The organism is Streptomyces sp. NBC_01288, assembly GCF_035982055.1.
Classification (GTDB): Bacteria; Actinomycetota; Actinomycetes; order Streptomycetales; family Streptomycetaceae; genus Streptomyces.
This window is the reverse complement of record NZ_CP108427.1, coordinates 7,204,181-7,230,473: the sequence shown is the minus strand read 5'-3', so window position 1 is coordinate 7,230,473 and position 26,293 is coordinate 7,204,181. Positions and strand designations below refer to the sequence as shown.

Annotated in this window: 23 protein-coding genes; 16 read left to right on the top strand and 7 right to left on the bottom strand. The window is 70.5% G+C overall.

Translation table 11 applies throughout. The annotated features are described in order from the left end of the window. The first annotated feature begins 212 nt into the window (after positions 1-212). The 5 genes from fasR (at position 213) to OG194_RS32690 (ending at position 5,216) form a co-directional block, all read left to right on the top strand. Positions 213-1,418 carry a fatty acid biosynthesis transcriptional regulator FasR gene (fasR, locus tag OG194_RS32710; protein ID WP_266855956.1) on the top strand — a complete coding sequence of 402 codons (1,206 nt, stop codon included), beginning with the start codon at positions 213-215 and terminating at the stop codon, positions 1,416-1,418. A gap of 89 nt (positions 1,419-1,507) precedes the next feature. Continuing rightward, entirely contained in the window at positions 1,508-2,425 is a 918-nt protein-coding gene (locus OG194_RS32705; protein ID WP_327404366.1) for an ACP S-malonyltransferase, read from the top strand. 18 nt (positions 2,426-2,443) lie between these two features. Continuing rightward, positions 2,444-3,442 (top strand): ketoacyl-ACP synthase III, encoded by a 999-nt coding sequence (locus OG194_RS32700; protein ID WP_327404365.1) that lies wholly within the window; start codon positions 2,444-2,446, stop codon positions 3,440-3,442. Between the two features lie 106 nt (positions 3,443-3,548). Next, entirely contained in the window at positions 3,549-3,797 is a 249-nt protein-coding gene (locus OG194_RS32695; RefSeq protein ID WP_015660680.1) for an acyl carrier protein, read from the top strand. A 147-nt stretch (positions 3,798-3,944) separates the two neighbouring features. Further along, the gene (locus OG194_RS32690; protein ID WP_327404364.1) at positions 3,945-5,216 is read left to right on the top strand and encodes a beta-ketoacyl-[acyl-carrier-protein] synthase family protein; all 1,272 of its coding nucleotides are present in this window, start codon (positions 3,945-3,947) and stop codon (positions 5,214-5,216) included. A 137-nt stretch (positions 5,217-5,353) separates the two neighbouring features. On the opposite strand, the gene OG194_RS32685 is transcribed toward OG194_RS32690, so the two are convergent. Next, positions 5,354-5,848: a DUF3145 domain-containing protein gene (locus tag OG194_RS32685; protein ID WP_327404363.1), complete on the bottom strand. Its 495-nt coding sequence runs from the start codon at positions 5,846-5,848 to the stop codon at positions 5,354-5,356. 254 nt (positions 5,849-6,102) lie between these two features. Here OG194_RS32685 and OG194_RS32680 point away from each other — a divergent pair, with 254 nt between their 5' ends. Next, entirely contained in the window at positions 6,103-7,008 is a 906-nt protein-coding gene (locus tag OG194_RS32680; RefSeq protein ID WP_327404362.1) for an SGNH/GDSL hydrolase family protein, read from the top strand. Positions 7,009-7,018: 10 nt separating this feature from the next. After that, a complete protein-coding gene (locus tag OG194_RS32675) occupies positions 7,019-7,999 on the top strand; it encodes an aldose epimerase family protein (protein WP_327404361.1) in 981 nt (326 codons plus the stop codon). Between the two features lie 82 nt (positions 8,000-8,081). On the opposite strand, the gene OG194_RS32670 is transcribed toward OG194_RS32675, so the two are convergent. Continuing rightward, on the bottom strand, positions 8,082-10,580 hold the full coding sequence (locus OG194_RS32670; RefSeq protein WP_327404360.1) for a beta-glucosidase family protein: 2,499 nt from the start codon (positions 10,578-10,580) through the stop codon (positions 8,082-8,084). 107 nt (positions 10,581-10,687) lie between these two features. Here OG194_RS32670 and OG194_RS32665 point away from each other — a divergent pair, with 107 nt between their 5' ends. Next, on the top strand, positions 10,688-11,272 hold the full coding sequence (locus OG194_RS32665; RefSeq protein ID WP_327407290.1) for a TetR/AcrR family transcriptional regulator: 585 nt from the start codon (positions 10,688-10,690) through the stop codon (positions 11,270-11,272). A 36-nt stretch (positions 11,273-11,308) separates the two neighbouring features. On the opposite strand, the gene OG194_RS32660 is transcribed toward OG194_RS32665, so the two are convergent. Continuing rightward, positions 11,309-11,674 carry a YrdB family protein gene (locus OG194_RS32660; RefSeq protein ID WP_327404359.1) on the bottom strand — a complete coding sequence of 122 codons (366 nt, stop codon included), beginning with the start codon at positions 11,672-11,674 and terminating at the stop codon, positions 11,309-11,311. A 156-nt stretch (positions 11,675-11,830) separates the two neighbouring features. Between OG194_RS32660 and OG194_RS32655 the strand changes: the two genes are divergently transcribed. Further along, positions 11,831-13,084 carry a pyroglutamyl peptidase gene (locus tag OG194_RS32655; protein ID WP_327404358.1) on the top strand — a complete coding sequence of 418 codons (1,254 nt, stop codon included), beginning with the start codon at positions 11,831-11,833 and terminating at the stop codon, positions 13,082-13,084. Here OG194_RS32655 and OG194_RS32650 read toward each other — a convergent pair. After that, positions 13,070-13,873, bottom strand: coding sequence for an EI24 domain-containing protein (locus OG194_RS32650; protein ID WP_327404357.1), 804 nt, complete (start codon positions 13,871-13,873; stop codon positions 13,070-13,072). The genes OG194_RS32655 and OG194_RS32650 overlap by 15 nt on opposite strands. A gap of 26 nt (positions 13,874-13,899) precedes the next feature. Then, positions 13,900-14,763, bottom strand: a complete 864-nt coding sequence (locus OG194_RS32645) for a hypothetical protein (protein ID WP_327404356.1) — start codon at positions 14,761-14,763, stop codon at positions 13,900-13,902. Between the two features lie 239 nt (positions 14,764-15,002). Between OG194_RS32645 and OG194_RS32640 the strand changes: the two genes are divergently transcribed. After that, entirely contained in the window at positions 15,003-17,558 is a 2,556-nt protein-coding gene (locus OG194_RS32640; RefSeq protein WP_327404355.1) for a M14 family zinc carboxypeptidase, read from the top strand. After that, positions 17,555-18,709: a serine hydrolase domain-containing protein gene (locus OG194_RS32635; RefSeq protein ID WP_327404354.1), complete on the top strand. Its 1,155-nt coding sequence runs from the start codon at positions 17,555-17,557 to the stop codon at positions 18,707-18,709. The genes OG194_RS32640 and OG194_RS32635 overlap by 4 nt, the downstream gene beginning before the upstream one ends. A 72-nt stretch (positions 18,710-18,781) precedes the next feature. On the opposite strand, the gene OG194_RS32630 is transcribed toward OG194_RS32635, so the two are convergent. Continuing rightward, positions 18,782-19,780, bottom strand: a complete 999-nt coding sequence (locus tag OG194_RS32630) for an NADP-dependent oxidoreductase (RefSeq protein ID WP_327404353.1) — start codon at positions 19,778-19,780, stop codon at positions 18,782-18,784. 126 nt (positions 19,781-19,906) lie between these two features. Between OG194_RS32630 and OG194_RS32625 the strand changes: the two genes are divergently transcribed. Then, positions 19,907-20,344, top strand: a complete 438-nt coding sequence (locus tag OG194_RS32625) for a MarR family winged helix-turn-helix transcriptional regulator (RefSeq protein WP_327404352.1) — start codon at positions 19,907-19,909, stop codon at positions 20,342-20,344. Between the two features lie 10 nt (positions 20,345-20,354). Here OG194_RS32625 and OG194_RS32620 read toward each other — a convergent pair whose 3' ends face one another. Beyond that, a complete protein-coding gene (locus tag OG194_RS32620) occupies positions 20,355-21,251 on the bottom strand; it encodes a hypothetical protein (protein ID WP_327404351.1) in 897 nt (298 codons plus the stop codon). 255 nt (positions 21,252-21,506) lie between these two features. On the opposite strand from OG194_RS32620, the gene OG194_RS32615 reads away from it, so the two are divergent. From OG194_RS32615 to chvE, 4 genes are all read left to right on the top strand, one after another. Continuing rightward, the gene (locus OG194_RS32615) at positions 21,507-22,664 is read left to right on the top strand and encodes a mandelate racemase/muconate lactonizing enzyme family protein (protein ID WP_327404350.1); all 1,158 of its coding nucleotides are present in this window, start codon (positions 21,507-21,509) and stop codon (positions 22,662-22,664) included. Then, positions 22,661-23,665 carry a zinc-dependent alcohol dehydrogenase gene (locus tag OG194_RS32610; RefSeq protein WP_033286858.1) on the top strand — a complete coding sequence of 335 codons (1,005 nt, stop codon included), beginning with the start codon at positions 22,661-22,663 and terminating at the stop codon, positions 23,663-23,665. Before OG194_RS32615 ends, OG194_RS32610 begins: the two co-directional genes overlap by 4 nt. A 121-nt stretch (positions 23,666-23,786) precedes the next feature. Next, a complete protein-coding gene (locus tag OG194_RS32605) occupies positions 23,787-24,761 on the top strand; it encodes a hypothetical protein (protein WP_327404349.1) in 975 nt (324 codons plus the stop codon). A 381-nt stretch (positions 24,762-25,142) separates the two neighbouring features. Beyond that, positions 25,143-26,252 carry a multiple monosaccharide ABC transporter substrate-binding protein gene (chvE, locus tag OG194_RS32600; RefSeq protein WP_327404348.1) on the top strand — a complete coding sequence of 370 codons (1,110 nt, stop codon included), beginning with the start codon at positions 25,143-25,145 and terminating at the stop codon, positions 26,250-26,252. The last annotated feature ends 41 nt before the right edge of the window (positions 26,253-26,293 follow it).

Sequence of the window (26,293 nt, the reverse complement as noted above, 5' to 3'; positions counted from 1 at the left end):
CCCGACCCACCGAGTCAGCCCGTAGCTCACTTCTGAGCCCACCGAGACGCGTGGTGGGTGGGCCTAGGCCTGGGGGTCTGGGGGCGGAGCCCCCAGGGACGGCGACCGCGACCCCGGTCCACGTACCCGGCACCGTGGGCCCAGCCCCCGCGAAAGCCCGGCGGCAGCCACCCGCACCGCACAGCCCCGCCCGGATAAGGCAGTCTTGTCCCGTGCCCGAACCCGAAACCAGCAGACCCGCAGGCCCACTGCCCCGTGCCCACTCGCACCCGGCGACTCTGAAGCGGCTGGAGCAGTCGTCCGGGAGTCTTGCCGCCCAGGCCATCGCGCGCATGGACGAGACGCTGCCGTGGTACCGGGCGATGCCACCGGAGAACCGTTCCTGGATCGGGCTGGTCGCGCAGGCCGGTATCGCCGCGTTCACCGAGTGGTTCCGGCACCCGGACGCGCCGCAGGCCATCTCCACCGATGTGTTCGGGACCGCTCCGCGTGAGCTGACCCGGGCCATCACCCTCCGGCAGACCGTCGAGATGGTGCGCACCACCATCGAGGTCATGGAGTCCGCCATCGACGAGGTCGCCGCCCCCGGCGACGAGTCCGTGCTGCGCGAGGCGCTTCTCGTGTACGCCCGGGAGATCGCCTTCGCGACCGCCCAGGTGTACGCGCAGGCCGCCGAGGCGCGCGGCGCGTGGGACGCCCGGCTGGAGTCGCTGGTCGTGAACGCCGTGCTGAGCGGGGAAGCCGACGAGGGGGCCGTCAGCCGGGCCGCCGCCCTCGGGTGGAACTCGCCCGAGCATGTGTGTGTCGTCCTCGGGACAGCGCCCGACGGCGACAGTGAACTGACCGTCGAAGCCATTCGGCGGGCCGCGCGGCACGCCAAGCTCCAGGTGCTCACCGGGGTGCTCGGGGACCGGCTCGTCGTCATCGCCGGCGGTAGCGACAATCCGCTCGCCGTGGCCAAGTCGCTGATCGGGCCTTATGCGGCCGGCCCCGTCGTGGCCGGGCCCATCGTGCCCGATCTGCTCGCCGCCACCCGGTCCGCGCAGGCCGCCGCCGCCGGGCTCAAGGCGTGCTCCGCCTGGCAGGACGCCCCGCGCCCGGTACTGGCGGACGACCTGCTTCCGGAACGCGCGATGGCCGGTGACCCCGGCGCCCGGGACCAGTTGGTGGAGGAGATCTACAGACCGCTGGAGGAGGCCGGGTCCGCGCTCCTGGAGACGCTCAGTGTCTATCTGGAACAGGCGAGCAGCCTCGAAGGTGCCGCGCGGATGCTGTTCGTCCATCCCAACACCGTGCGCTACCGGCTTCGACGTGTGACTGACGTCACCGGCTGGTCGCCGTCGGATGTACGGTCGGCGTTCACGCTGCGGATCGCGCTGATCCTGGGACGTCTGGCCGATGGAGATCCCCAGAACTAGCCTTTTGTCGGGGCTCCACAAAACCCCTTCCTGTTCTTCGTCCCTGTCCCCACGGGCGGCCGTGCCCGTCCCCAAGAGAGAGTGTGAGAGTGCTCGTACTCGTCGCTCCCGGCCAGGGCGCCCAGACGCCCGGCTTCCTGACCCCCTGGCTCGACCTCCCCGGTGTCGAGGACCGTCTGCGTGCCCTCTCGGCCGCCGCCGACCTCGACCTGGTGCACTACGGCACCGACGCCGACGCGGACGAGATCCGTGACACCGCCGTCGCCCAGCCGCTGCTCGTCGCCGCCGGACTGGTCTCCGCAGCCGCCCTCGGCGACGTGACGCCGGGTGCTGTCGCCGGTCACAGCGTCGGCGAGATCACCGCCGCCGTCCTCGCGGGCGTCCTGGACGACACCGCCGCCCTGACCCTCGTACGCAAGCGCGGTCTGGCGATGGCCGAGGCCGCCGCGATCACCCCGACCGGGATGTCCGCGCTGCTCGGCGGCGACCCGGACACCACGGTCGCGCACCTGGAGAAGCTGGGCCTGACCCCGGCGAACGTGAACGGCGCGGGCCAGATCGTGGCCGCCGGCACGCTGGAGCAGCTCGCCGCCCTGGAGGCCGACAAGCCCGAGGGCGTGCGACGGGTCGTGGCGCTGAAGGTGGCCGGCGCGTTCCACACGCGGCACATGGGCCCGGCGGTCGACACGCTCGCCAAGGCCGCGCAGGAACTGACGCCCGGCGACCCGACGATCACGTACGTCTCGAACAAGGACGGCCAGGCCGTCGCCACCGGTGCCGAGGTGCTGGAGCGGCTGGTCGGCCAGGTCGCCAACCCGGTCCGCTGGGACCTGTGCATGGAGACCTTCAAGGAGCTCGGCGTCACCGCGCTCCTGGAGCTGTCCCCCGGCGGCACCCTGACCGGCCTCGCCAAGCGCGCCCTGCCCGGCGTGAAGACGCTGGCCCTGAAGACCCCGGACGACCTCGACGCGGCCCGCGAGCTCATCGCCGAGCACGCCAACGCCTGAAGAAGGAGCCGTAGGAACATGTCGACGAAGATCAAGCCGAGCAAGGGCGCACCGTACGCGCGCATCCTCGGCGTGGGCGGCTACCGTCCGGTCCGTGTCGTCCCGAACGAGGTGATCCTGGAGACGATCGACTCGTCCGACGAGTGGATCCGCTCGCGCTCGGGCATCGAGACCCGGCACTGGGCGAACGACGAGGAGACCGTCGCCGCGATGTCCATCGAGGCGTCCGGCAAGGCGATCGCGGACGCGGGGATCACCGCCGAGCAGATCGGCGGCGTGATCGTCTCCACGGTCTCGCACTTCAAGCAGACCCCGGCCGTGGCGACGGAGATCGCCGACAAGCTGGGCACGAACAAGGCCGCCGCGTTCGACATCTCGGCGGGCTGCGCGGGCTTCGGCTACGGCCTCACCCTCGCCAAGGGCATGATCGTCGAGGGCAGCGCCGAGTACGTGCTGGTCATCGGCGTGGAGCGGCTGTCCGACCTGACCGACCTGGAGGACCGCGCGACGGCCTTCCTGTTCGGTGACGGCGCGGGCGCGGTCGTGGTGGGCCCCGCGAAGGAGCCGCACATCGGTCCGACCGTGTGGGGCTCGGAGGGCGACAAGTCCGACACCATCAAGCAGACCGTGCCGTGGACCGAGTACGACAGCACGGGCAAGTTCCCTGCGATCACGCAGGAGGGCCAGGCGGTGTTCCGCTGGGCCGTGTTCGAGATGGCGAAGGTCGCCCAGCAGGCGCTGGACGCGGCCGGGATCACCCCGGACGACCTGGATGTCTTCATTCCCCACCAGGCCAACGAGCGGATCATCGACTCGATGGTGAAGACGCTGAAACTGCCGGAGCACGTCACGGTCGCGCGTGACGTACGCACCACCGGCAACACCTCGGCCGCCTCGATCCCGCTCGCTATGGAGCGGCTTCTGGCGACCGGCGAGGCCAAGAGCGGCGACACCGCGCTCGTCATCGGCTTCGGGGCGGGTCTCGTGTACGCCGCGACGGTCGTTACCCTCCCCTAGGCACTCCGTGCCGGATCATCATCGGATCCGGTACGGCTGTACTCACCCGCCGCTGCCGCGGCGGGCAACGCCACACCCTCTGGATCACAAAGAAGGAGCGCCTGACATGGCCGCCACTCAGGAAGAGATCGTCGCCGGTCTCGCCGACATCGTGAACGAGATCGCCGGCATCCCGGTTGAGGACGTCCAGCTGGACAAGTCCTTCACCGACGACCTGGACGTCGACTCGCTGTCCATGGTCGAGGTCGTCGTCGCCGCCGAAGAGCGCTTCGACGTCAAGATCCCCGACGAGGACGTCAAGAACCTCAAGACGGTCGGCGACGCGACCGACTACATCCTCAAGCACCAGGCCTGAGCCACCTCTTAGGCCCGGTCCAGCTGGCCCGAGCCGCCTCATAGGCCCGGGCCCACCTGGCCGAGCCGCCCCACAGGCCCGGCTGCATGGCCCCGCCACCCGGCGGTGGCGCCGCTTAATCCTCGTACCGTTGGAGAAAGAATTCCCGTGAGCCCGACCAATCGCACCGTGGTCGTCACCGGTATCGGCGCAACCACACCGCTGGGTGGCGACGCAGCCTCGACCTGGGAAGGCATGATCGCCGGCAAGTCCGGCGTGAAGCCCCTGGAGCAGGAGTGGGCCGCCGAGCAGGCCGTCCGTATCGCCGCGCCGGCCGCCGTGGACCCCTCCGAGGTCATCCCGCGTCCGCAGGCCCGCCGTCTGGACCGCTCGGCGCAGTTCGCGCTGATCGCGGCCAAGGAGGCGTGGGCGGACGCCGGTTTCACCGACAAGGCCGGTGAGGACCCGGCGGTCGACCCCGACCGGCTGGGCACCGTCATCGCCTCCGGCATCGGCGGTGTGACGACCCTGCTCGACCAGTACGACGTGCTGAAGGAGAAGGGCGTCCGCCGCGTCTCCCCGCACACCGTCCCCATGCTGATGCCGAACGGCCCGTCCGCCAACGTGGGTCTGCTCGTGGGCGCCCGCGCGGGCGTGCACACGCCGGTCTCCGCGTGCGCCTCCGGCGCCGAGGCCATCGGCTACGCCATCGAGATGATCCGCACCGGCCGCGCCGACGTCGTCGTCGCGGGTGGCACGGAGGCGGCGATCCACCCGCTGCCCATCGCCGCGTTCGGCAACATGATGGCGATGTCCAAGAACAACGACGACCCGCAGGGCGCCTCGCGTCCCTACGACACCGGCCGCGACGGCTTCGTCCTCGGCGAGGGCGCGGGCGTCCTCGTCCTGGAGTCCGCCGAGCACGCCGCGAAGCGCGGTGCCCGGGTGTACGCCGAGGCGGTCGGGCAGGGTATCTCCGCCGACGGCCACGACATCGTGCAGCCGGAGCCGGAGGGGCGTGGCATCTCGCAGGCCCTGCGGAACCTGATGGACAACACCGACCTCGACGCGGCGGAGATCGTGCACGTGAACGCGCACGCGACGTCCACGCCGGCGGGTGACGTGGCCGAACTCAAGGCGTTGCGCAAGGTGTTCGGTGACGACGCGGACCACATGGCTGTCTCGGCCACGAAGTCCATGACCGGGCATCTGCTGGGTGGTGCGGGTGGCGTTGAGTCGGTTGCCACCGTGCTCGCGCTGTACAACCGGATCGCGCCGCCGACCATCAATGTCGAGAACCTCGACCCGGAGGCTGAGGCCAACGCGGATGTTGTTCGCGGGGAGGCTCGGAAGCTTCCTGTTGAGGGGCGGATCGCTGCCCTGAACGACTCGTTCGGGTTTGGTGGGCACAACGTGGTGTTGGCGTTCCGGACGGTCTGAGGCGTTTGCTGAACGATGTGTGGCCCGCCCCCTGGGTTTTGGGGAGCGGGCCACATGTCGTTTGTCGGCTTGCGGCCGGTGGGGGCTGGTCGCGCAGTTCCCCGCGCCCCTGAGGGAATCGCCCCTGACCGTGTTTTTCAGACCACCTGGTGAAGCCAGCGCACGGGGGCGCCTTCGCCCGCGTATCTGAACGGCTCCAGCTCGTCGTCCCAGGGCTTGCCGAGGAGCTTGGCGATCTCCGCTTCCAGGTCTGTCTCGCCCTGCTGAGACCTCGTAAGCGCCGCGCGTAGGCGGTCCTCCGGGATGAGGATGTCGCCGTGGATGCCGGTTACCGCGTGGAAGATGCCCAGTTCGGGGGTGCAGCTGTAGCGCTCGCCCTCGGCTGTGGGGTTGGGCTCGGCGGTGACCTCGAAGCGGAGGAGGTGCCAGCCGCGCAGGGCTGAGGCGAGTTTGGAGGCGGTGCCCGCCTCGGCCTTCCAAGAAAATTCGGAGCGCCAGGTTCCGGGGGCGGCGGGCTGTCGGATCCAGTCGAGGCTGACGCGTGTGCCGAGCACCCCGGCCACGGCCCACTCGACGTGCGGGCACAGCGCGCGCGGCGCGGAGTGCACGTACAGAACTCCACGTGTCGTCACCGGGACCTCCGGACAGAGCGGGGCATCTTGCTGACTGGCGAACGGCGGCGGCAGGGCAGCCACGTTGAGGGCGAGGCTACCGTGCGGCGGCGCGCGGAGTGTGACGTACCGTCCCTCCCGGTGCCAGGAAACGCCGCCATTCACCCATGGGGACGCTTGTACGGGGGTGAGCCGTTGCATCGCACACGTTCGGGAACCCTCGCGCGTTGTTATGGGTTGAGATGTGACACGACACCAAGGGGCTGGGCCAGGGCATGCGAATCCGACGTCACCGTTCACGGGCCGCGCTAGCCGTCGTGGCGGCGGCCGTCCTGGGAGCCGCCGGCTGCGACTCCGGCGGGGGCGACTCGGCCGGCGCGCACAGCAAGAGCGGTACGGCGGCCAAGGCGAAGCCCTCCCCCGCCCCGGTGTGGGACAGCAGCCCGTCCTCGGTCGCGGCGGTCGGTGACTCCATCACCCGCGGTTTCGACGCCTGTTCGGTCCTGTCGGACTGCCCGGAGGTGTCCTGGGCGACGGGCAGTTCGGCCGCGGTCGACAGTCTCGCCGTACGGCTGCTGGGGAAGACGGGCGCGGCGGAGCGCAGTTGGAACTACGCGGAGACCGGGGCGCGGATGGCCGACCTGCCCGCGCAGATCGGCCAGGCGGTCGCACGCGAGCCGCAGTTGGTCACGGTGATGGTGGGGGCCAATGACGCCTGCCGGGCCTCGACCTCGGCGATGACCTCCGTCGCGGACTTCCGCGCCGAGTTCGAGACCTCGTTGAAGACGCTGCGCCGGGCACTGCCGAAGACGCAGGTCTACGTCGCGAGCGTGCCGAATCTCAAGCGGCTCTGGTCGCAGGGGCGGACGAACCCGTTGGGCAAGGAGATCTGGAAGCTGGGCATCTGCCCTTCGATGCTGGCCGACGCGGACGCACTGGACTCGGCGGCGACGGAGCGGCGCGACACCGTGCTGGACCGGGTGGAGTCGTACAACAAGGTGCTTGAGCAGGTGTGCGCGACGGACGAGCGGTGCCGGTTCGACGGGGGCGCGGTCTACGACTTCCGGTTCGGCACGGACCAGTTGAGCCACTGGGACTGGTTCCACCCGAGCACGGACGGTCAGGCGCGGCTCGCCGAGATCGCCTACCGTCGCGTCATCGCGCGCACACCCGTGACCTAGGGTTTCCCTCATGAGCGAACTTTTCGGCACCCTGCCCGACGGCACGCCGGTGCACCGCTGGACGTTGGAGCGGGCCGGTGTGCGGGTGCGGGTGCTGTCGTACGGCGGGATCGTGCAGTCGGTGGAGGTGCCGGACCGGGACGGGCACGCGGCGGACGTGGTGCTCGGGTTCGCGGATCTGGACGGCTGTCTCGCCCATCCCGAGCCGTATCTCGGCGCGTTGGTGGGGCGGTACGCGAACCGCATCGCGGGCGGCCGTTTCCCGCTGGAGGGCGTCACGTACTCGCTGGCGCAGAACAACGCGCCCAACTCCCTGCACGGCGGCGAGCGCGGCTTCGACAAGCGGGTGTGGGACGTCGAACCCATCGAGCACGGGCTGCGGCTCAGCCGGGTCAGCGCGCACGGCGAGGAGGGCTTCCCGGGGCGGCTCGTCGTCTCGGCGACGTACACGCTGGACGAGTCGGGCGCGCTGCGCCTCGGCTACGAGGCGACGACGGACGCGCCGACCGTCGTGAACCTCACGAATCACAGCTACTTCGATCTGAGCGGCGCGGGCAGCACGGGCGGCCCGGGTGGTCATGAACTCCGGCTCGCCGCCTCGCGGTTCACGCCGGTCGACGGCGATCTGATCCCGACCGGTGCGCTCGACGAGGTGGCGGGCACGCGCTTCGACTTCCGGGAGGCGCGGAAGGTGGGCTCCGGCTACGACCACAACTTCGTGCTGGACAAGGGTGTGACGCCGGCCGCCGTCGAGATCGCCGAGCTGTACGACCCGGCGTCCGGGCGGGTGTTGACGGTGGCGACGACCGAGCCCGGCATCCAGCTCTACACCGGTGAGCACCTGACCGACCCGTTCGCCCCGGGCGCCGGGATCGCCCTGGAGACCCAGCACTTCCCGGACTCCCCCAACCGGCCCGAGTTCCCGAGCACGGAACTGCGCCCGGGCGACATCTACCGCTCGGAGACGGTGTACGGCTTCTCGGCCCGCTGAGTCGGTCGCCCGGGCAAGAATGAGCCCCGGTCCAGGGGTCAGGTCCCGGACCGGGGCTGTCTGAGGGGGACGGCGTCCCGGGTCAGACGTTAATCGTCGTCGCGACCCTGCGGTCGGTGATCGAGCGCCCGGCCTGGATCTCGTACGAACCCTTTACAAATGCCCACGCGTTCGCCGTCTCATCCCAGATCTCGAAAGATCGGCGCGGAAGTTCGACGACCACGTCGACGCTCTCGCCGGGCCCGGCCTCGACCCCGGCGAATCCGGCCAGCCAGCGGGCGGGACGCTCCGGAGCGGTGACCGTGTCGGTGTCGGTGGGGGCGAGATAGACCTGGACGACCTCACGGCCGTGCCGGACACCGGAGTTGGTGATCCGGACGGTCACACTCGTGCCCTCCGCCTCGATCGATTCATAGCTCCAGTCGGTGTAACCGAGGCCGTGCCCGAAGGGGTACGACGGGGTACGGCCCTCCTTCTCCCAGGCGCGGTAGCCGATGAAGACGCCCTCGGTGTACGGGAGTTCGCCGTTGTCCGGGACGACCTGGGTGACGGGGGCGTCGGTGAGGGAGCCCCAGGTGGTGGGGAGCCGGCCGCCGGGTTCGTGGCTGCCGGTGAGGACGTCGGCGAGGGCCGCGCCGCCCTCCTGGCCGGGGAACCAGCCGAGCAGGACGGCGGCGACCTCGTCGCGCCAGGGCAGTTCGACCGGGGAGCCGGAGTTGACGATCACGACGGTGTTCGGGTTGGCGGCGGCGACCGCGTGCACCAAGTCGTCCTGCCGCCCGGGGAGTTGGAGGTCCGTGCGGTCGTAGCCCTCGGACTCGACGCGTTCGGTGGTGGCGACCACGACGACGGCGGTGTCTGCGGTGCGCGCCAACTCGACGGCCTCGGCGATGAGTTCGTCGGGGTCGCGCTGCGGTTCCTGGTGGACGAGCGAGAAGCCGATGACCTTGAGGTCGCGGTTCTCGGAGAAGCTCACGACGTAGGTCAGGGAGACCTCGACCGGGGTGCCGGCGGTGAGGTCGACGCGGGCGCGGGGTGCGGGGGCGCCGAAGAAGGAGCTGAACGGGTCGTCCTTGAGCGGGCGTTGGACGTCGTCGTAGTACGTCGTGCCGTCGACGGTGAGAGTGAAGGCGCCCAATCCCTTGATGCCGAAGGTGTGTCGGCCGCTGTCGCGCGGGGTGAAGGTGCCGGCGAGTTCGACGGTGTGGAGGGTGTCGTGGGTGACGCCCTCGGGGAGGTCGGCGCCCATCCACCGGAGCTGTCCGCTGGGCGCGGAGGCGGTGCCGATGACCTGGCCCGCCGCGTCCCGGCAGATCGCGCGCAGCTCGAACCCCTTGTCGGCGTCGGCGAGTTCGGTGTTCGGGTCGGCGCCGACGGCGTAGCTGAGGGTGCCTTCGGGGAGGGCGGCGGTGAGGCCGTCGAGCGGGGAGACGGTGTGGGGCGGGAAGACGATGGCGGAGCCGCCGCCGAGGACGCGGGCGTCGCGGGCGGCGGCGCCGAGGAGCGCGACGGTGCCGTTCGGCTTCAGCGGGAGGGCGTCGTTCTCGTTCCGGGCGAGGACGAAGGAGCGGCGGGCGATCTCGCGGGCGAGGGCCTCGCCGTCGACAGGGGACGGGAGTTGAGCTTCGGAGACGACGGGTTCGGCGCCGTCCAGGATGCCGACGCGGGCGGCGAGCCGCAGCACGTTCCGTACGGCGGTGTCGACGGTGGCCTCCTCGACCTCGCCGTCGCGCACGGCCCGGGCGAGGGCCTCGCCGTAGACGGTCTTCGGGCCGGGCATGGCGACGTCGAGGCCGCCCTCGATGGCGCCGACGGTGGAGCGGGCGGCGGTCCAGTCGGAGACGTTGAAGCCGTCGAAGCCCCATTCGCCGCGCAGGATCTCGTTCACCAGGTACCGGTGCTCGGTCATCGTCGTGCCGTTGACCCTGTTGTAGGCGGTCATGATGCCCCAGGGGTGGGCGTTCTCGACGATGAGTTCGAAGGGGGCCAAGTACAGCTCGCGCAGGGCGCGTCGGGAGATCAGGTTGTCGACGGTGAAGCGGTCGGTCTCGGCGTCGTTGGCGACGAAGTGCTTGACGGTGGTGCCGACTCCGCCTGCCTGTACGCCTGTTACGTACCCGACGCCGATCCGCCCCGTGAGGTACGGGTCCTCGCTGTACGCCTCGAAGTGCCGTCCGCCGAGCGGGGAGCGGTGGAGGTTGACGGTAGGGGCGAGGAGGACGTGAACACCCTTGCGGCGGGCCTCCTGGGCGAGCAACACACCTGCCCGGTGGGCGAGTTCGGGGTCCCAGGTGGCGGCGAGGGCGGTGGGGGACGGCAGTGCGACGGACGGATCGTCGGCGGTCCAGCGCACACCCCGGACGCCGATCGGGCCGTCGGACATGACGAGCGACTTCAGGCCGATCTCCGGGAGCGCGGGCAACGACCACATGTCCTGCCCGGCGAGCAGCCGCGCCTTGGCATCCAGGTCGAGCTTGCCGAGGGCCGCCTCGACGACCGCGTCGACCGCTTCGACCGCGTCGACCGCTTCGACCGCTTCGACCGCTTCGACCGCTTCGACCGCTTTACGGGGTCCCGCCATCCCGGTGCCTCCTCGCTGAGTCCGTGTGGTGCCGTGCCTCCATCGTGCATCGGTTACCTGTAGAGCGGTAGGTTTCGTAATCTTGCTGTTACGTGAACGATCGCCGGGTGTCGTACGGTGACGCCATGAACGCCACGAACTCCAGGACCCGGCGCGAGGAACGACGCGCCGAGATCGTGCGGGCGGCCCTGGAGGTGATCGCCGAACGCGGCTACCGGGGCGCGAGCCTGGCGGCGGTGGCGGAGCGGGTCGGCCTGACCCAGCAGGGGCTGCTGCACTACTTCCCCACGAAGGACACGCTGCTCGTCGCCGTCCTGGAGGAGCGGGACCAGTGGGACGCCGTACCCGACAGCCGGTGGCGGGTCGACCTGCTGGCCTCCCTGGTCGAGTACAACGCGATGCGGCCCGGGATCATCCAGACCTTCTCGGCCCTCCTCGGCGAGAGCGTGACGGAGGGTCATCCGGCGCGGGACTACTTCACCGAGCGGTACGTCCGCGTCCGGGCGAACATGGCGGGGGTGCTGCGCGCCGAGTACGGCGACCGCCTGCCGAACGGCCTGACGCCCGAGCGGGCGGCTCCGCTGCTGGTCGCGGTGATGGACGGGTTGCAGTACCAGTGGCTGCTGGACCCGGAGTCGGTGGACATGCCGGGGGCGTTCAGGGACTTCCTGGCACTGCTGGGCGAGGGGTGAGTCGAGGGCCGACGCCCGAGGTCGTGAACTCGCCTGCTACTGACGCCAGATGACGGCCAGCGTCTTGCTCACCACACACACGAGGGCGAGGACGAGGGCCCAGTCGTAAGCACCCGCAAGACCCAGCGCGGCAACCCCGACCCCGAACCACACCACCTCGAACCCGACCCGCCCGGCGCCCCGCACCTTGTACTTGGCTTTGGGCGACCCGCACAGCCCCCACACCACGGCAAGCACGACGGGCCCACCGACCCCGAGCAGCCAGGTCAGCGGCGTGGCGAGGTCCCGCGTGAACCCCCAGTAGCCGACGGCCACGAGGACGCCGACCTCGATGGCGAAGAGAACACCGAGGTTCGCCGCCTTGGCCGTGTCCACTGGCTTCACTGCCTTCGCTGCCGTCATGGGCGGCAGTATGGCGTGGAGAGGATCAACCTGTCGCGGGTGCGACGGCCACGACTTCGGATCATCCCTCGCACCCGTGGCGTAGACCACTCCCGTCACGCGATACTGCGGCCGTCCGGCACCGCACCCCACTGCGAACGGAAGGCCTCAACCACCTTGAACGCCATACGAGTTCGGACCAGCATCCTCGGACTGGCCCTGCTGGCCGGTTTCTCCGCCCCCAGTACCGGGGCGGCGGCCGACACCACCCTGTCCCCGACCGTCGAGGAGCAACGGCTCGACAAGGCGGTCCCCCAGGAGATCCTCGAACACTCCGGATTCGACACCGTGGCGCCGGAGTTCACCCACGCGCTCGAAGGGGCGCGCAGTTACGCGCAGGCGCGGCGCATCGTCGTGGACGAGGGGACCGCGTTGTGGCGGCGGGCCGTGGCGCGGGCTCAGGGGCGGGGGGATGCCGGTGGGGATCTGAGTCGGGATGATGACCGGCCGTTGTACTGGGCCCGGTTGGGGATGACTCGGGAAGTACGGGGGTGGGAGCCCGGGTTCGGAATCAGTGAGGGGCAACGGGCTTCCCTGCTCTCCGAGTTGGAGATGTCCTCGCGCGGGCAGAGCAGCATTCGGTATCCGCACGAGAAGGGGGTCAAGCGGATTCTCGTGACCGGGTTCGACCCCTTCACGCTCGACGCGGACATCCGGATCTCCAATCCGTCCGGGGCCACCGCGCTCGCGCTCGACGGCACGGTGATCCGGACCGCGGACGGGCCGGCGCGGATCGAGACGGCCATGTTCCCGGTGCGGTGGGCGGACTTCGCGGAGGGGAGCGTGGAGCGGGCCCTGCGGCCGTATCTGCCGAAGGTGGATCTGTTCACGACCGTGAGTCAGGGACGGGTGGGCCGGTTCGACGTCGAGCGGACCAACGGGGCCTGGCGGGGCGGGTATCCGGACAACGACAACGTGTCGAAGACCGAGACCGTACCCGTCACCGACCCGGCCTCACAGCCGCAGTGGACGTCAACGACCCTGCCGTACAAGGCGATTGTGGCCGCGGACACGGGGCGGTTCCCCGTCTACGACCACACCGAGGTGACCGAGATCCCGGCGGGCGCGACCGCTCCTGTCGTACGGCCGGACGGGCCCACCGCGGGGTCCACGGCCCGCGCCGGGGGCGGCGGCAACTATCTCTCCAACGAGATCGCCTACCGCGCCACGCTGCTACGGGACCGGCTCGGGCTGCACGATGCGCTGCCGGGCGGGCATATCCACACGCCGGTGCTTCAGTTCGGGGCGGGGAACACGGACCCGGCGACCGGCACGATCACCGATCCGGACTTCGTGCGGAACCGGGTGGACATCATCGCGCAGGTGAAGGCGATGGTGACGGTGGCGTTGGAGGCATCACTCGCCGACTGACGCCGGCCCGACGTCCGCGTCCCCTTCCTGGTCCCCCTCCCCGGTCTCCTCCCCCAACAGTTCCCGCGCCATCATCGTCGCCCCCGCCACCGCCCCCGGCATCAGGAACACCGCGACGAACGGGACCAGGAAGGAGAGGCCGAGGGGGGTGCCGAAGCCCCAGATCAGGGTCTTGCGGGAGCGGAGGAGGGTGAGGCGGGCGCGGAGGTCGATGCCCCGGCGCTGGAGGGCGACCGCCGTCAGCTCCTCCGTGAGGAAGAAACCGGTGACGAAGAAGCCGATCACCGGGATCACCGTCTGACCGATGAACGGGACGAAGCCCAGGGCGAAGAGCAGGACACCCCACAGCACCGCGCGGACCAGGATGCGGAGGCTGTCGCGGGCCGAGATCCACAGTTCGCGCCAGAGCGGAAGGCCCGATTCGGGGGCCGTGCCGTCCGGGGAGACGTCCCGGTCGACCTTCTCGGAGAGCGTCTCGTAGAACGGCTGACCGATGAGGAGCGTGACGGCCGTGAACGTCAACACCGAGAGCAGCAGGGCCAGTACGAACAGCACCGCCGTGAGGAACCCGCGGAACAGGCCCTGCCACGGGCTCGACCAGTCGTCCGCGAAGGGCGTCGACCAGGAGACGAAGTCCTGGCCCCAGAGCGCCAGCGCGACCAGCGCCGCCACGTACAGGACCAGCGTGATCAGGCCGGGAATCAGCCCGAAACCGTAGTGCCTCCCGTGCCGCGCCATCCAGCGCTGGCCCTTCAGGAGATAGCCGAATCCCGCGCCAAGATCATGCATAGGGTGAACTTTACTCAGCGTCAGCGCTATGTGGTCGACACCGCCACCACAACCCCCCGGTCCGCCGCCGGCGACACCGCCGCCGTCACCCGTACCGCCGTCGCCCGGGCCACCCGGCCCGCGCGGGAGGTCGCCGCGAGGAGGGCCGGCTGGACGCGTTCCAGGGCGGAGACCAGGAGTTCCTCGCCGGCGACCAGGACCGGGCCGGCCACCTTCGTGGTCGCCGCCGCGGCCTCCGTGAGGTCGGCGAGGGGCGGGAGGGCGGCCCGGATCACGTTCGCGCCCGCGGTCGCCGCCCGTTGCGCGAGGGCGACCTGGAACGGCAGCAGCGGAGCCAGCGCCGCCGTCAACGCCTCGGCCACGCGCCGGAGTTCGGGCGAGGCGTCGGTCAGGGTGTCGGCCAGCGCGCGGATCAGCGGGGTGAGGGCCAGCAGCACGCCCGCGGCCACGCCCGCCGCCGCGGGCAACAGCGGGGACGCCGCCTCGACCAGGTCTCCGAGTGCCGTGGCGAACTCCTCGACCGCCGGTTCCACCGCGTCCAGGACGGGCAGCAGGCTGTCGCCGAGCACGGTCAGCAGCGCCTGCGCCGGTGCGCTCACCGGGTGCACGGCCAGCGGGGCGCCGGTCGTGCCGAGCTGGGTCAGGGTGTCGACGATGCGGTAGAACGCCTCCTGGGCCTGCGGCGACGCGCTCGCCTCGGCCAGTTCGGCGGTGGTCTCGCGCAGCACCCGTAGCGCCTCCGCGCCCGAACCGTCCCGTGGATCAAGGGTGTTGATCGCGATCCTGGTGATGTTCCCGGCCGTGTCCAGGAGTTGGCCGGTGATGTCGGTGGTGCTGCGGGCCATGCGCAGCACCTCGTCCCTGCTGGGGAGCGAAGGAATCGTTGCCATGGGACCTGGGACCTCCTCGCCGTACGCAGTCGTGCGCAGCGGTACGTGGACGAACACGACCATGCCCAACCGGCCGCGTCCGCTGCCCGGTACCGGTGACCTCTCCTCAGCATGCCCCCTCCCCGGCCCCGTGAATGCGCCATACGGGGCATCGACGACACCGACAACTTCCTGTTCACCGTTGAGTCGAACAGGTGCGGCTCGCCGTACCGATCTCTGGAACCAAAGAGGAGGTACGCGTGCGCACCATTGCCAGAGCCGTCCCCCCGAGACCCGTTCTGCTCACCGCCGTCGCCCTGACCACCGCCGCCGGTTCGCTCCTGCTCCAACCTCGCGTCGCGGGCGCCGACCCCCGCCCCGCCACCCGTGAGGGCTCCGGCCCCGACCGTCACGCCGGCCTCGCCCCGGCCGCCGCCGCCCGCCGCGCCCTCACCGCCACCGTCCCGCGTACCGACGCCCGCCTCGGCTACCCCCGCCGCCAGGTCCTCTCCCCCGATCCGACGAACCCCGCCGACACCTCCCTCAAGCTCGGCCTGACCCCATACCACGCCCTCGCGCCACGCCTGAACTCCCTTCAGCGGCTGGGCGACCGGGTGAGTGTCGAGGTCGCGGGCGTCTCGGCCGGCGGGCACCGGCTCTACCTCGTCACGGTCACCACCCCGGAGACCGCCGACCGGGCCACCGCCCAGGAACGGATGCGCGAGCTCATCGAGAACGCGCCCGCCACCGCCGCCAAGTCCCCGGAGATCAAGGCCGGTTACAAGACCCCGGTGCTCTTCGACAACAACATCCACGGCGACGAACGCGAGGGCACCGACGCCTCCCTCGACCTCATCCAGCAGCTCGCCACCGCCAACGACGCGCAGACCAAAGACCTGTTGGCGCACAGCCGCCTCTACTTCAACATCACGGCGAACCCCGACGGCCGTATCGCGGGCACCCGCGCGAACGCCAACGGCTTCGATCTGAACCGGGACTTGATCACCGCCTCGCAGCCCGAGGCCCGCGCGATCCGCGCGCTCACGATCGACAAACAGCCCGCCGTCCTGCTCGACCTGCACGGTTACGTCAACGGCACCCTCATCGAGCCGACCACTCCCCCGCACGGCGAGAACTACGAGTACGACCTCTTCCTCAAGAACACCTACGCCAACGCCCTCGGCATGGAGACCGCGGTCAACGGCCTGGGCTACACACCGGCCAAGGACGGCGTCTCGCCCGCCCAGATCCCCTTCCGGGACCAGGCGGAGGGCTGGGACGACTGGCCCCCGGTCTTCACCCCGCAGTACGCGGCCTTCCAGGGCGCGGTGGCCGCCCACACGGTCGAGATCCCGCTCCAGGTCGACAACTCGGCCTACGACACCCTCCCCACCGCCGAGTTGCACCGCCGCGCCGCGGTCAACGTGGCCGTCGCGGGCGCGGCCATGCGCGCGACCCTCGACTTCGCCCGGTCCCACCGGACTTCCCTCATCGCCGACCAGATCGAGATGTTCCGGCGGGGCGCGGCGGGCGCCGAGCAAGTACCCGTGTCGGCGCGGACCGTCCCGGGGGTCCCGGGCATCGGCCCCGAGGACGTCTACACGACCGAATTCCCCCGCGCCTACACCATTGCGGCCGACACCGCGGGCGCCCGCCTCGTCGCGCATCTCATCGCCGACGACGTCCGCGTGCTACGCGCGGCGAACGGCCCGTACGTCGTCGACATGCACCAGTCCAAACGCGGCCTGGCGAACGCCCTGTTGGCCGACGGCCGTGACATCAGCGACAAGGTGACGGCGATGTACGACATCTCGGCCTGGAGCCTGGGCCGGCTGTGGGGCGCCACGGTCGAACCCGCCCCCGGCCTCCCCGCCACGCCCCTCACCACCGTCTCCGCCCCCTCTCCCGTCGCCCATGTCGCCCCGCACGGCGGCCTCCGGCTGCGCCTCACCGACCCGGCCGAGTTCGCGGCCCTCAACTCCCTTCTCCGACAGGGGATTCCGGTACGACGGGCGGTGGACGGCAGCGCGATCGTGCCGGACACGCCCTCGGCGCGGGCGGGGGCGACCACGGCCGCTCAGGCGTACGACGTGGCGTTCGAGGCCACAACCCTCGCCGGTGTCACGGCACTTCACCCCGTCCGCGTCGCCGCCGCCGTCACCCCGGGTGAGCTGTTCGCGCTGCGGGAGATGGGCTTCGACGTCACACCCGTGTCGACGGACGTCCTGAACGCCGGCTTCGACTGGTCGAAGGCCGATGTGCTGTTCGTGTCCACGGAGTTGGAGTACGGCGACCTGACCCCGACCGCCCGCACGGCACTGGACACCTTCCTCTCCGCCGGGCACGGACTCGTCGGCCGGGGCGTCACCGGCGCCGCGTTCGCCTCCGCGACCGGACTGCTGAAGGCCACGCCCGTCGAGGGCACCGAGGAGGCCAACGGCGTTGTGCGGGTGGTGAATTCGGGCCCGGTCACGACGGACGCCCCGCCCTACGGCTTCGTCTACGCACCGGTGTGGTTCACCGGACTCGGACCCACGGTCCGCGTCGAGCAGTCGTACGCGACCGGGAATCCGCTCCTCGCCGGGCACTGGCGGACGCGGGCCGACGGCTCCGGCGGTCCCGCGGACGCGGCGGGGCGGCCCTCGGTCGTCAGTGACACGCGAGCTGTCCTGTTCGGTACGGAGCCCCTCTTCCGGGATCATCCCAAGGGGGAACTCCCGCAGGTCGGACGGGCGTTGTTCACCATGGCACACACGAGCGACGGCACACGCGCACGGGCACACGCGAGCAGCGGATCAGTCGAGGAGAGCAGATGACCCAGGAGATCCACGGCACCGTAGCCGACGGCTTCGAGACGGTGCGGGAGGAGTTCGCCGCGATGGTGGCGGTCGAACGCGCCGATTATGAGGGCCAGTTGTGTGCATACGTACACGGCCGACGGGTCGTCGACCTGTGGGCGGGGCCACCTGGTACCGACGGCGACTCGCTCTATGGCGTGTTCTCGTCCACGAAGGGCGCCGCGCACCTCGTGGTGGCGCTCCTCGTGCAGGACGGCACGCTGGAGCTGGACCGCAAAGTGACGTACTACTGGCCGGAGTTCGCGTCCGAGGGGAAAGGCGCGCTGACACTGCGCGAGCTGCTCGCGCACCGGGCGGGTCTGGTCGGCACGGACACCGGGTTCACGCTCGACGAGCTGGCCGACGACCGGGCGGTGGCCGAACGCCTCGCCGACCAGCGGCCGTTCTGGCGCCCGGGCACGGTCTTCGGCTATCACGCCCTGGTGATCGGCGCGTTGACCGGCGAGATCGTACGGCGGGCCACGGGCCGTTCGCTCCGGGAGGTGCACGAGGAGAGAGTGCGGGCGCCGTACGGGCTGGATTTCTTCCTCGGGCTGCCGGCGGTGCACGAGCCCCGATTCCGCACCGTCCAGCCGCAGTTGCTGACCCCGGAGCAGGAGGAGGCGCGTGCGGCGGAGCCGGCCGGGCCGCACAGTCTCGCCGCGATCGCGTTCAACGAGCACGCGGCACAGCCGACCGTCCTGGAGTCGCTGCCGAACGAACGGGTGATCCGGGCGAAGGGGCCCGCCTCGGTCGGCGGGGTGGCGTCGGCGCGCGGTCTCGCCGGGCTGTACGCGGCGGCGATCAGCGAGGTCGACGACCGGGCCGCGCTGTTGAAGCCGGACACGGCGGCGGAGTTCGGGCAGCTGCACTCCGTCGGGTACGACGTGGTGACCGGCACGCACCGGGCGTACGGCCTGGGTTTCCAGGCGACCGCGGACGCCTGGTACCCGTTCCTGGGCGCCGGCACGATCGGCCACAGCGGCGCGGCCGGCTCCCAGGCCTTCGCCGACCCCCGCAGCGGCCTGGCCTACGGCTACACCCGGCGCCGCTTCGCCTTCCCGGGCGGGGCGGCCCTGGAGAACGAGGGGTTGGTACGGGCGGTGCACAGCGCGGCGCTGGCTCAGTGACATCCGCTCGGTGACGGACGGAGGCCGCACCCCACGTCCAGGGGTGCGGCCTCGTCGCGGAAACGTCCCGCGTCAGAGCTTGACGATCATCTTGCCGGTGTTCTCGCCCCGCAGCTGACCGAGGAACGCCTCCAGGTTGTTCTCGATGCCCTCGACGACCGTCTCGCGGTACTTCAGTTCGCCGGAGGCCACCCACGCGCCGACCTCCCGGACGAACTGCGGCTGGAGGTCGTAGTGGTCGCCGACGAGGAAGCCCTCGATGCGGCCGCGGGTCTGGATGAGGCGGCCGAGGTTCTTCGGGCCGGGGGTGGGCTCGGTGTTGTTGTAGACCGAGATCATGCCGCAGATCGCGATGCGGCCGCGCTCGTTCAGGGAGCCGATCGCCGCTTCCAGGTGGTCGCCGCCGACGTTGTCGAAGTACACGTCGACGCCGTCCGGGGCGGCCTCGCGGAGCTGCTGGCCGACCGGGCCGTTCTTGTAGTTGAAGGCCGCGTCGAAGCCGTACTCCTCGACGAGGAGCTTGACCTTCTCGTCCGAGCCGGCGGAGCCGATGACCCGGGAGGCGCCCTTGAGCTTGGCGATCTGGCCGACCTGGCTGCCCACGGCACCCGCGGCGCCGGAGACGAAGACCGAGTCGCCCTCCTTGAAGGACGCGGTGCGCAGCAGGCCGGCGTAGGCGGTGAGGCCGGTCATGCCGAGGACGCCGAGGTAGGTGGAGAGCGGGGCGAGGTCGGGGTCGACCTTGACGGCGCCCTTGACGTCGATGGTCGCGTACTCGCGCCAGCCGCCGAAGTGCAGCACGTGGTCGCCGGCCGCGAAGCCCTCGGCGTTCGACTCGACGATCTCGCCGACCGCGCCGCCCTGCATGACCTTGCCGAGCTCGAAGGGGGCGGCGTACGACTTGCGGGCGCTCATGCGGCCACGCATGTACGGGTCGACCGACAGGTACTTGTTCCGCACCAGCACCTGACCCTCGGCCGGGGCCCGGGTCTCGGTCTCCACCAGGGCGAAGTCCTCGGGCTTCGGCCAGCCGACCGGGCGGCTGAGCAGGTGCCATTCGCGGTTGATCATCACAAGCGCCTTTCGTAGTGCGGGGGGCCGTGCGGGGTGACTCGCCTACTGCCAAATACTTCAGTACCTGAAACAACCATGCGCCTGAATATTTCATGATGTCAAGTAACGGGGTACTGTGAGTCCATGGCCACACCCGAAAAGACGCGCCGCTCCGACCCCGTGACCGTGGAGGTCGTCGAGCTGATCGGCGATGTCGTGGCGCGGTTCTACGCGGACTACGAGGAGGCGGCGGGCGACCACAGGCTGACCGGCGCACAGGCCAGGCTGCTCAGCCTGCTGTCCCTGGAGCCGCTGCCGATGCGCAAGCTGGCGCTGAAGCTGAAGTGCGAGCCGTCGAACGTCACGGGGATCGTGGACCGGCTGGAGACGCGTGGCCTGGTGGAGCGCCGCCCCGACCCCGCCGACCGGCGCGTGAAGCTGGCGGCGGCCACGGACGAGGGGCGCCGGGTGGCCCGTAGCCTGCGGGAATCCCTACGGTTCGCGCGCGAGCCGCTGGCCGGACTCTCGGACGAGGAGCGGCTGGCGTTGCGGGGGTTGCTGCGGCGGATGTTGGAGGTCTGAGCCGGGCGGCTCAGGAACACCACCACAGGATCTGCTTGCAGGTCTCCGAGGGCGACGGTGTCGGGCTCGGGTCCGAGGACGACGGTTCCGAGGACGGGGTGGTGGCCGGGTCCGTCGAGGACGTCGACGCGGGGGACGTGGAGTCGTCGCCGGTGCCTGTCGTCGGGGTCCCCGTCTCCTTGGGGTCCTTCGTCTCCTTCGCGGACTTCGACGGCGACGCGGACGGTGATGCCGAGGCGTCCGGGGACGCCGTGCCCGCGCTGGTTCCGACGGTCTTCGTGACGTCCAGGGGCTCCGCCGTCTGGCTGGCCTCCGCGTCCGCCCCGCCCTCCGCCGACGCACCCGGCGCCGCGGACCTCTGGGTCGAGAACGGCGCGTCCGTGCCCAGCTCTGCCAGACTCAGGCCGCCCGCCGCCAGTACGAAACCGGCCGTTACGAGAAGCACCCGGCGCCGCCGCCGACGGTGTGCCGCGGCCTTGCGATCGCGACGGCTCGCGCTCGCCGTGTCCGGGCTCTCGGCGTCGCCGTCGTCGTCCCCGACCGAGGCGAGGGCGCTCTCGTCCCGGCCCCGTCCGCGATTCTTCCGCCGCGCGGCGCGCCCCTGGTGTTCGGCGCTCTGGTCGTACGGGCCCTCGGTGTCGCCGTCGAAGTCGCCGCCGCCCCGCCCGCGCCCGCGGTTCCTCCGCCTCGCGGCGCGCCCCTGGTGTTCGGTGCCCTCGGCGTCCTCCTCGTGGCCGCCGTCGGGCGGGCCGCCGCCCTCGTGCCGGGCGCCGTCCGCTTGCGGGCGCGCGTCAACTCCGCGCGCGTGGGCCTGAGTTGAGTCGGCGGGCACTTCGGCTGATGCGCCGCACCCCGGGCACGCGAGGGCGCCGTTCAGGTGCCGGCCGCAGGGGTGGCAGTAGTCCATGACGCGGGAAGACTAAGTTCCTCACAGGTAACGTTCATAGTCACGCCTGTGAAAGTTGTGTGGGGACGCGGCGGCAAACGACAAGAATCGACACGAACCGACGCGGCCGAGCGGTACGCCGATCGCGTCTCTTGCCGAAACCGTTACGCGTTCGACCCATTGACACCCCCGCCCCGCCGTCCTTACTGTCTGCCCAGCATTTCGAACGTGAGCCGATATTTCGAACAGCACTGAAGAGCACAGGGGGCATCTGCCGTGCGCATCACGGGAATCAGTACGCACGTGGTCGGGACGCCATGGCGCAATCTGACGTACGTCCAAGTGCACACCGACGAGGGCGTCACCGGCGTCGGCGAGACCCGGATGCTGGGCCACACCGACGCGCTGATCGGTTACCTGCGCGAGGCCGAGGCAAACCACATTCTCGGTTCCGACCCGTTCGCGGTGGAAGACCTCGTACGCCGGATGAAGTACGGCGACTACGGGCGCGCGGGTGAAATCGTCATGTCCGGCATCGCCGTGATCGAGATGGCCTGCTGGGACATCAAGGGCAAGGCCCTCGGCGTGCCCGTGTGGCAGCTGCTCGGCGGCAAGGTCACCGACAAGGTGAAGGCGTACGCGAACGGCTGGTACACCACCGAGCGGACCCCGGAGGCCTATCACAAGGCCGCCCAGGGGGTCGTGGAGCGCGGGTACAAGGCGCTGAAGATCGACCCCTTCGGCACCGGGCACTTCGAACTCGACCACGAGCAGACCCTGTACGCGGTCTCCCTGATCGAGGCCGTGCGGGACGCGATCGGTCCGGACGCCGAGCTGATGCTGGAGATGCACGGCCGGTTCTCGCCCTCCACCGCCGTGCGGCTCGCGCACGAACTCGCCCCGTTCAAGCCCGCGTGGCTGGAGGAGCCGGTTCCGCCGGAGAACCTGAAGGCGCTGGAGAAGGTCGCCGCGAAGGTGGACATCCCGATCGCGACGGGTGAGCGCATCCACGACCGGATCGAGTTCCGGGAGCTGTTCGAGAGCCAGGCCGTCGACATCATCCAGCCCGACGTCGGTCACATCGGCGGCATCTGGGAGACGCGCAAGCTGGCCGCGACCGCCGAGGCGCACTACGTCCTCGTCGCCCCGCACAACGTCGGCGGACCGGTGCTGACCGCCGCCTCGCTCCAAGTCGGCTTCTCCTCGCCGAACTTCAAGATCCTGGAGCACTTCAACGACTTCGCGGACGCGGACATCAAGAAGGTCGTCAAGGGCGCCCCGCAGGTGATCGACGGCTACTTCCACCTCTCGGACGCGCCCGGTCTCGGTGTCGAGCTGGACGTCGACGCGGCGGCCGAATTCCCGCAGCAGCAGGCCCGGTTCGACCTGTGGGCGGACGGCTGGGAGCAGCGCAAGCCGAAGGGTTCGAAGTGAGCACCGCGGTCGTCATCGAGGCACCGGGCGAGCACCGGCTGGCCTCGCACGAGCCGCGGCGGCCGGACGCGGGCGAGGCGCTGGTGCGCGTCCACGCGGTCGGCATCTGCGGCAGCGACCGCGAGGTGTACCAGGGCAACAGGCCCGAGGGATACGTCCGTTACCCCCTCACGCCGGGCCACGAGTGGTCCGGCACGGTGGAGGCGGTCGGCGCGGGTGTGCCCGCAACTCTCGTGGGCCGCAAGGTCGTTGGCGAGGGTTTCCGCAACTGCCAGGTCTGCGACCGGTGTCACGCGGGCGAGACAACGTTGTGCACGGCGGGCTACGAGGAGACCGGCTTCACCCAGCCCGGCGCGATGGCCGCCACCCTCACGCTGCCCGCCCGGCTCCTCCATGTCCTCCCGGACGAGGCCGACTTGACGGCGGCGGCGCTGCTTGAGCCCGCTGCCTGCATCGCGGCCGCCGCGCTGAAGGCGAACGCCCGCCCGGGTGAGCGGGTCGCGGTGGTCGGTACCGGCACGCTCGGGATGTTCGCGGTGCAGTTCCTGAAGGCGGGCTCGCCCGCCGAGTTGCTCGTGGTGGGCACCCGGCCCGACCGCGCGAAACTGTCGAAGGACTTCGGTGCGAGCCGATTCCTCACCCGGGACCAGGAGTTGCCCGACGATTTCGACGTCGTGATCGAGACCGCCGGGTCCGCGTCCGCCGCGCGTACGGCCGCCTCCCTGCTCCGGCGCGGTGGACGCCTGGTTCTCACCGGTATCCCGGCGCCGGGCGCCGAGGGTCTCGACCCCACCGATCTCGTCGTACGGCAGTTGGAGGTGCACACCGTCTTCGGGGCGCCGCCGGACGCCTGGGCGCACACGGTCCGGGTCTTCGGGGCGGGCTTGCTCGACCCACTCCCCCTCGTCACCCATGAGCTGCCGCTCGCCGAGTTCCCGCAGGCCATCGAGCTGGTGGGGTCCGGCGATCCCAAGGTCGGCAAGGTGCTGCTGCGGCCGTAGGAAACCCCAGCCGTGCGCCGGCACGGGGTGACCTGACCACCCCGTGCCGGCGTACCACCAGAGCTTTTTTCTACCCCGAGCCGCGAACCTCGTCCGAAATACCGAACGCGAAGGACAGCAAGTGACCGACACCGCCACGGCAGCCCGCAGGCCCGGGGAGCAGGCCCTCTCCGCGCTCGGTCTGGGCGCGCCCGCCCTCGACCCCGCCGACGCCTCCACCCACACCTTCCCGGACGGCGGTCGCTGGCGCACCGAGATCCCCTCGTGCGAGGGGCCCGAGGCGCTGGCGGTCATCCTCAAGGAGTCCTCGCGCCTGGACGTGCCGATCCACCGGATCAGCCAGGGCAGCGGGGTGTGGATGCTGACCGACGCCGAGATCACCGAGATGGTCGAGGCGACCGCCGAACGCGACATCGAGCTCTGCCTGTTCACCGGGCCGCGCGGGACGTGGGACATCGGCGGCTCGGTCCGTTCCGACTCGCGTGGTGGAGGTCTGCGTGCCCGGGGCCACGACGCGGTCGCCGGGTGCATCGAAGACGCCGTGCGGGCAACGGAGTTGGGCGTCAAGTGCCTGCTCGTCGCGGACGAGGGCGTGCTGTGGACGTTGCACCGGGCGCGGGTGGCCGGGATCATCCCGGCCGACACGACACTCAAGGTGTCGGCGCTGATCGGTCCCGTCAACCCGGCGGCGTACGCGGTGTACGAACGCCTGGGCGCGGACTCGCTCAACGTGCCCAGCGATCTGACGCTCGATCACCTGACCGAGATCCGGCGGGTGTCGGCCGCCCCCATGGACATGTACATCGAGGCGCCGGACGACCTCGGTGGCTACATCCGGATGTACGAGGTCGCGGAACTGATCCGCCGAGGCGCCCCCCTGTACCTGAAGTTCGGCCTCTCCAAGGCCCCCGGTATCTACCCGTGGGGCACCCACCTGCGCGACGTCACCCTCGACACGGCGCGTGAGCGGGTCCGCCGGGGCCGACTGGCCCTGGACCTCCTCGCGAGGCACGGCGCGGACGGCGACATGGCGGCCCTCGGTACGAGGTTGCCGGGCTCCCTCCACCGTTTCCCGACCGAGACCACCACCGACTGACCGCTGGGGTCTGCGGGCCCGGTGGGGGCTGGTCGCGCAGTTCCCCGCGCCCCTAAAAAAACCCCGGGCCGGCCCCAAAGGGGCGCGAGGAACTGCGCGACCAGCCACAACGAACCCGCACCTCACAAACACACACCCGCCCCCCCAGGGGCGCGAGGAACTGCGCGACCAGCCCCCACCGGGCCGCACCACACAACACAACCCACGCCACCAAAGCCCGCACCTCTTCAGCACAGGCCCGCTCCCGAAGGGGCGCGAGGAACTGCGCGACCAGCCCCCACCGGGCCCGCACCACACAACTCAACAGGCACGCCCCCGCATCCTGGACCACCCCCCACGCTCGCTGCACTCTCAACGACGAGAAGAATGAGGCCAGTTCACATGCGCATCCGCAGAAGCGCCCTCCCTCTGATAGCCGGCGCCGCCACCCTCGCCCTGACCCTGTCCGCCTGCGGCCAGAGCGGCTCGGGCGGCAGCAAGGAGAAGGAGAGCAGTGCCAAGGGCGGCACCATCGGCATCGCGATGCCGACGAAGTCCTCCGCGCGCTGGATCTCCGACGGCAACAACATGGTCAGCGACCTCAAGACCAAGGGCTACAAGACCAAGCTGGTCTACGGCGAGGACGACCCGGACACCCAGGTCTCGCAGATCGAGAACATGATCACCCAGGGCGTCAAGGGCCTGATCATCGCGGCCATCGACAACAAGTCCCTGAACAACGTGCTCCAGGAAGCCGCCGCCGCGAAGATCCCGGTCATCGCCTACGACCGCCTCATCCTCGGCACCAAGAACGTCGACTACTACGCCTCGTTCGACAACGAGAAGGTCGGCACCCTCCAAGGCACGTACATCGCCGAGAAGTTGGGGCTGACCACCGGCAAGAAGGGCCCGTTCAACATCGAGCTGTTCGCCGGCTCGAACGACGACAACAACACCAAGTACTTCTTCGACGGCGCGATGAAGGTGCTCCAGCCGTACATCGACAAGAAGGAACTGGTCGTCAAGTCCGGGCAGACCGCGCTCAACAAGGTCACCACCCTGCGCTGGGACGGCACCACCGCGCAGAACCGCATGGAGGACATCCTCACCGGCTCGTACAAGACCGGCCGGGTCGACGCGGTGCTCTCGCCCTACGACGGCATCTCCATCGGCATCCTGTCCGCGCTGAAGTCGGACGGCTACGGCACCTCCGCCAAGCCGCTGCCGGTCATCACCGGCCAGGACGCCGAGCTGGCCTCGGTGAAGTCGATCATCGCCGGTGAGCAGACGCAGACCGTCTACAAGGACACCCGCCAGCTCGCCAAGGTCGCGGACACCATGATCGACGACGTCCTCAACAAGAAGACGCCGCAGACCAACGACACCAAGACCTACGACAACGGCACCAAGGTCGTCCCCGCCTACCTGTTGCAGCCGGTGAGCGTCGACAAGACGAACTACGAGGACGTGCTGGTCAAGGGCGGGTACTACACGGACGCGCAACTCAAGTAAGCCCGCGGCCCGTTACCCGACCCCACACTTGATTGGTAGGC

Excerpts from the sequence above, each read along its gene's own strand:
- OG194_RS32700 (WP_327404365.1), top strand. The coding sequence starts at position 2,444 with ATGTCGACGAAGATCAAGCCGAGCAAGGGCGCACCGTACGCGCGCATC.
- OG194_RS32695 (WP_015660680.1), top strand. The coding sequence starts at position 3,549 with ATGGCCGCCACTCAGGAAGAGATCGTCGCCGGTCTCGCCGACATCGTG.
- OG194_RS32680 (WP_327404362.1), top strand. The coding sequence starts at position 6,103 with ATGCGAATCCGACGTCACCGTTCACGGGCCGCGCTAGCCGTCGTGGCG.
- OG194_RS32675 (WP_327404361.1), top strand. The coding sequence starts at position 7,019 with ATGAGCGAACTTTTCGGCACCCTGCCCGACGGCACGCCGGTGCACCGC.
- OG194_RS32670 (WP_327404360.1), bottom strand. The coding sequence starts at position 10,580 with ATGGCGGGACCCCGTAAAGCGGTCGAAGCGGTCGAAGCGGTCGAAGCG.
- OG194_RS32660 (WP_327404359.1), bottom strand. The coding sequence starts at position 11,674 with ATGACGGCAGCGAAGGCAGTGAAGCCAGTGGACACGGCCAAGGCGGCG.
- OG194_RS32650 (WP_327404357.1), bottom strand. The coding sequence starts at position 13,873 with ATGCATGATCTTGGCGCGGGATTCGGCTATCTCCTGAAGGGCCAGCGC.
- OG194_RS32645 (WP_327404356.1), bottom strand. The coding sequence starts at position 14,763 with ATGGCAACGATTCCTTCGCTCCCCAGCAGGGACGAGGTGCTGCGCATG.
- OG194_RS32635 (WP_327404354.1), top strand. The coding sequence starts at position 17,555 with ATGACCCAGGAGATCCACGGCACCGTAGCCGACGGCTTCGAGACGGTG.
- OG194_RS32630 (WP_327404353.1), bottom strand. The coding sequence starts at position 19,780 with ATGATCAACCGCGAATGGCACCTGCTCAGCCGCCCGGTCGGCTGGCCG.
- OG194_RS32625 (WP_327404352.1), top strand. The coding sequence starts at position 19,907 with ATGGCCACACCCGAAAAGACGCGCCGCTCCGACCCCGTGACCGTGGAG.
- OG194_RS32620 (WP_327404351.1), bottom strand. The coding sequence starts at position 21,251 with ATGGACTACTGCCACCCCTGCGGCCGGCACCTGAACGGCGCCCTCGCG.
- chvE (WP_327404348.1), top strand. The coding sequence starts at position 25,143 with ATGCGCATCCGCAGAAGCGCCCTCCCTCTGATAGCCGGCGCCGCCACC.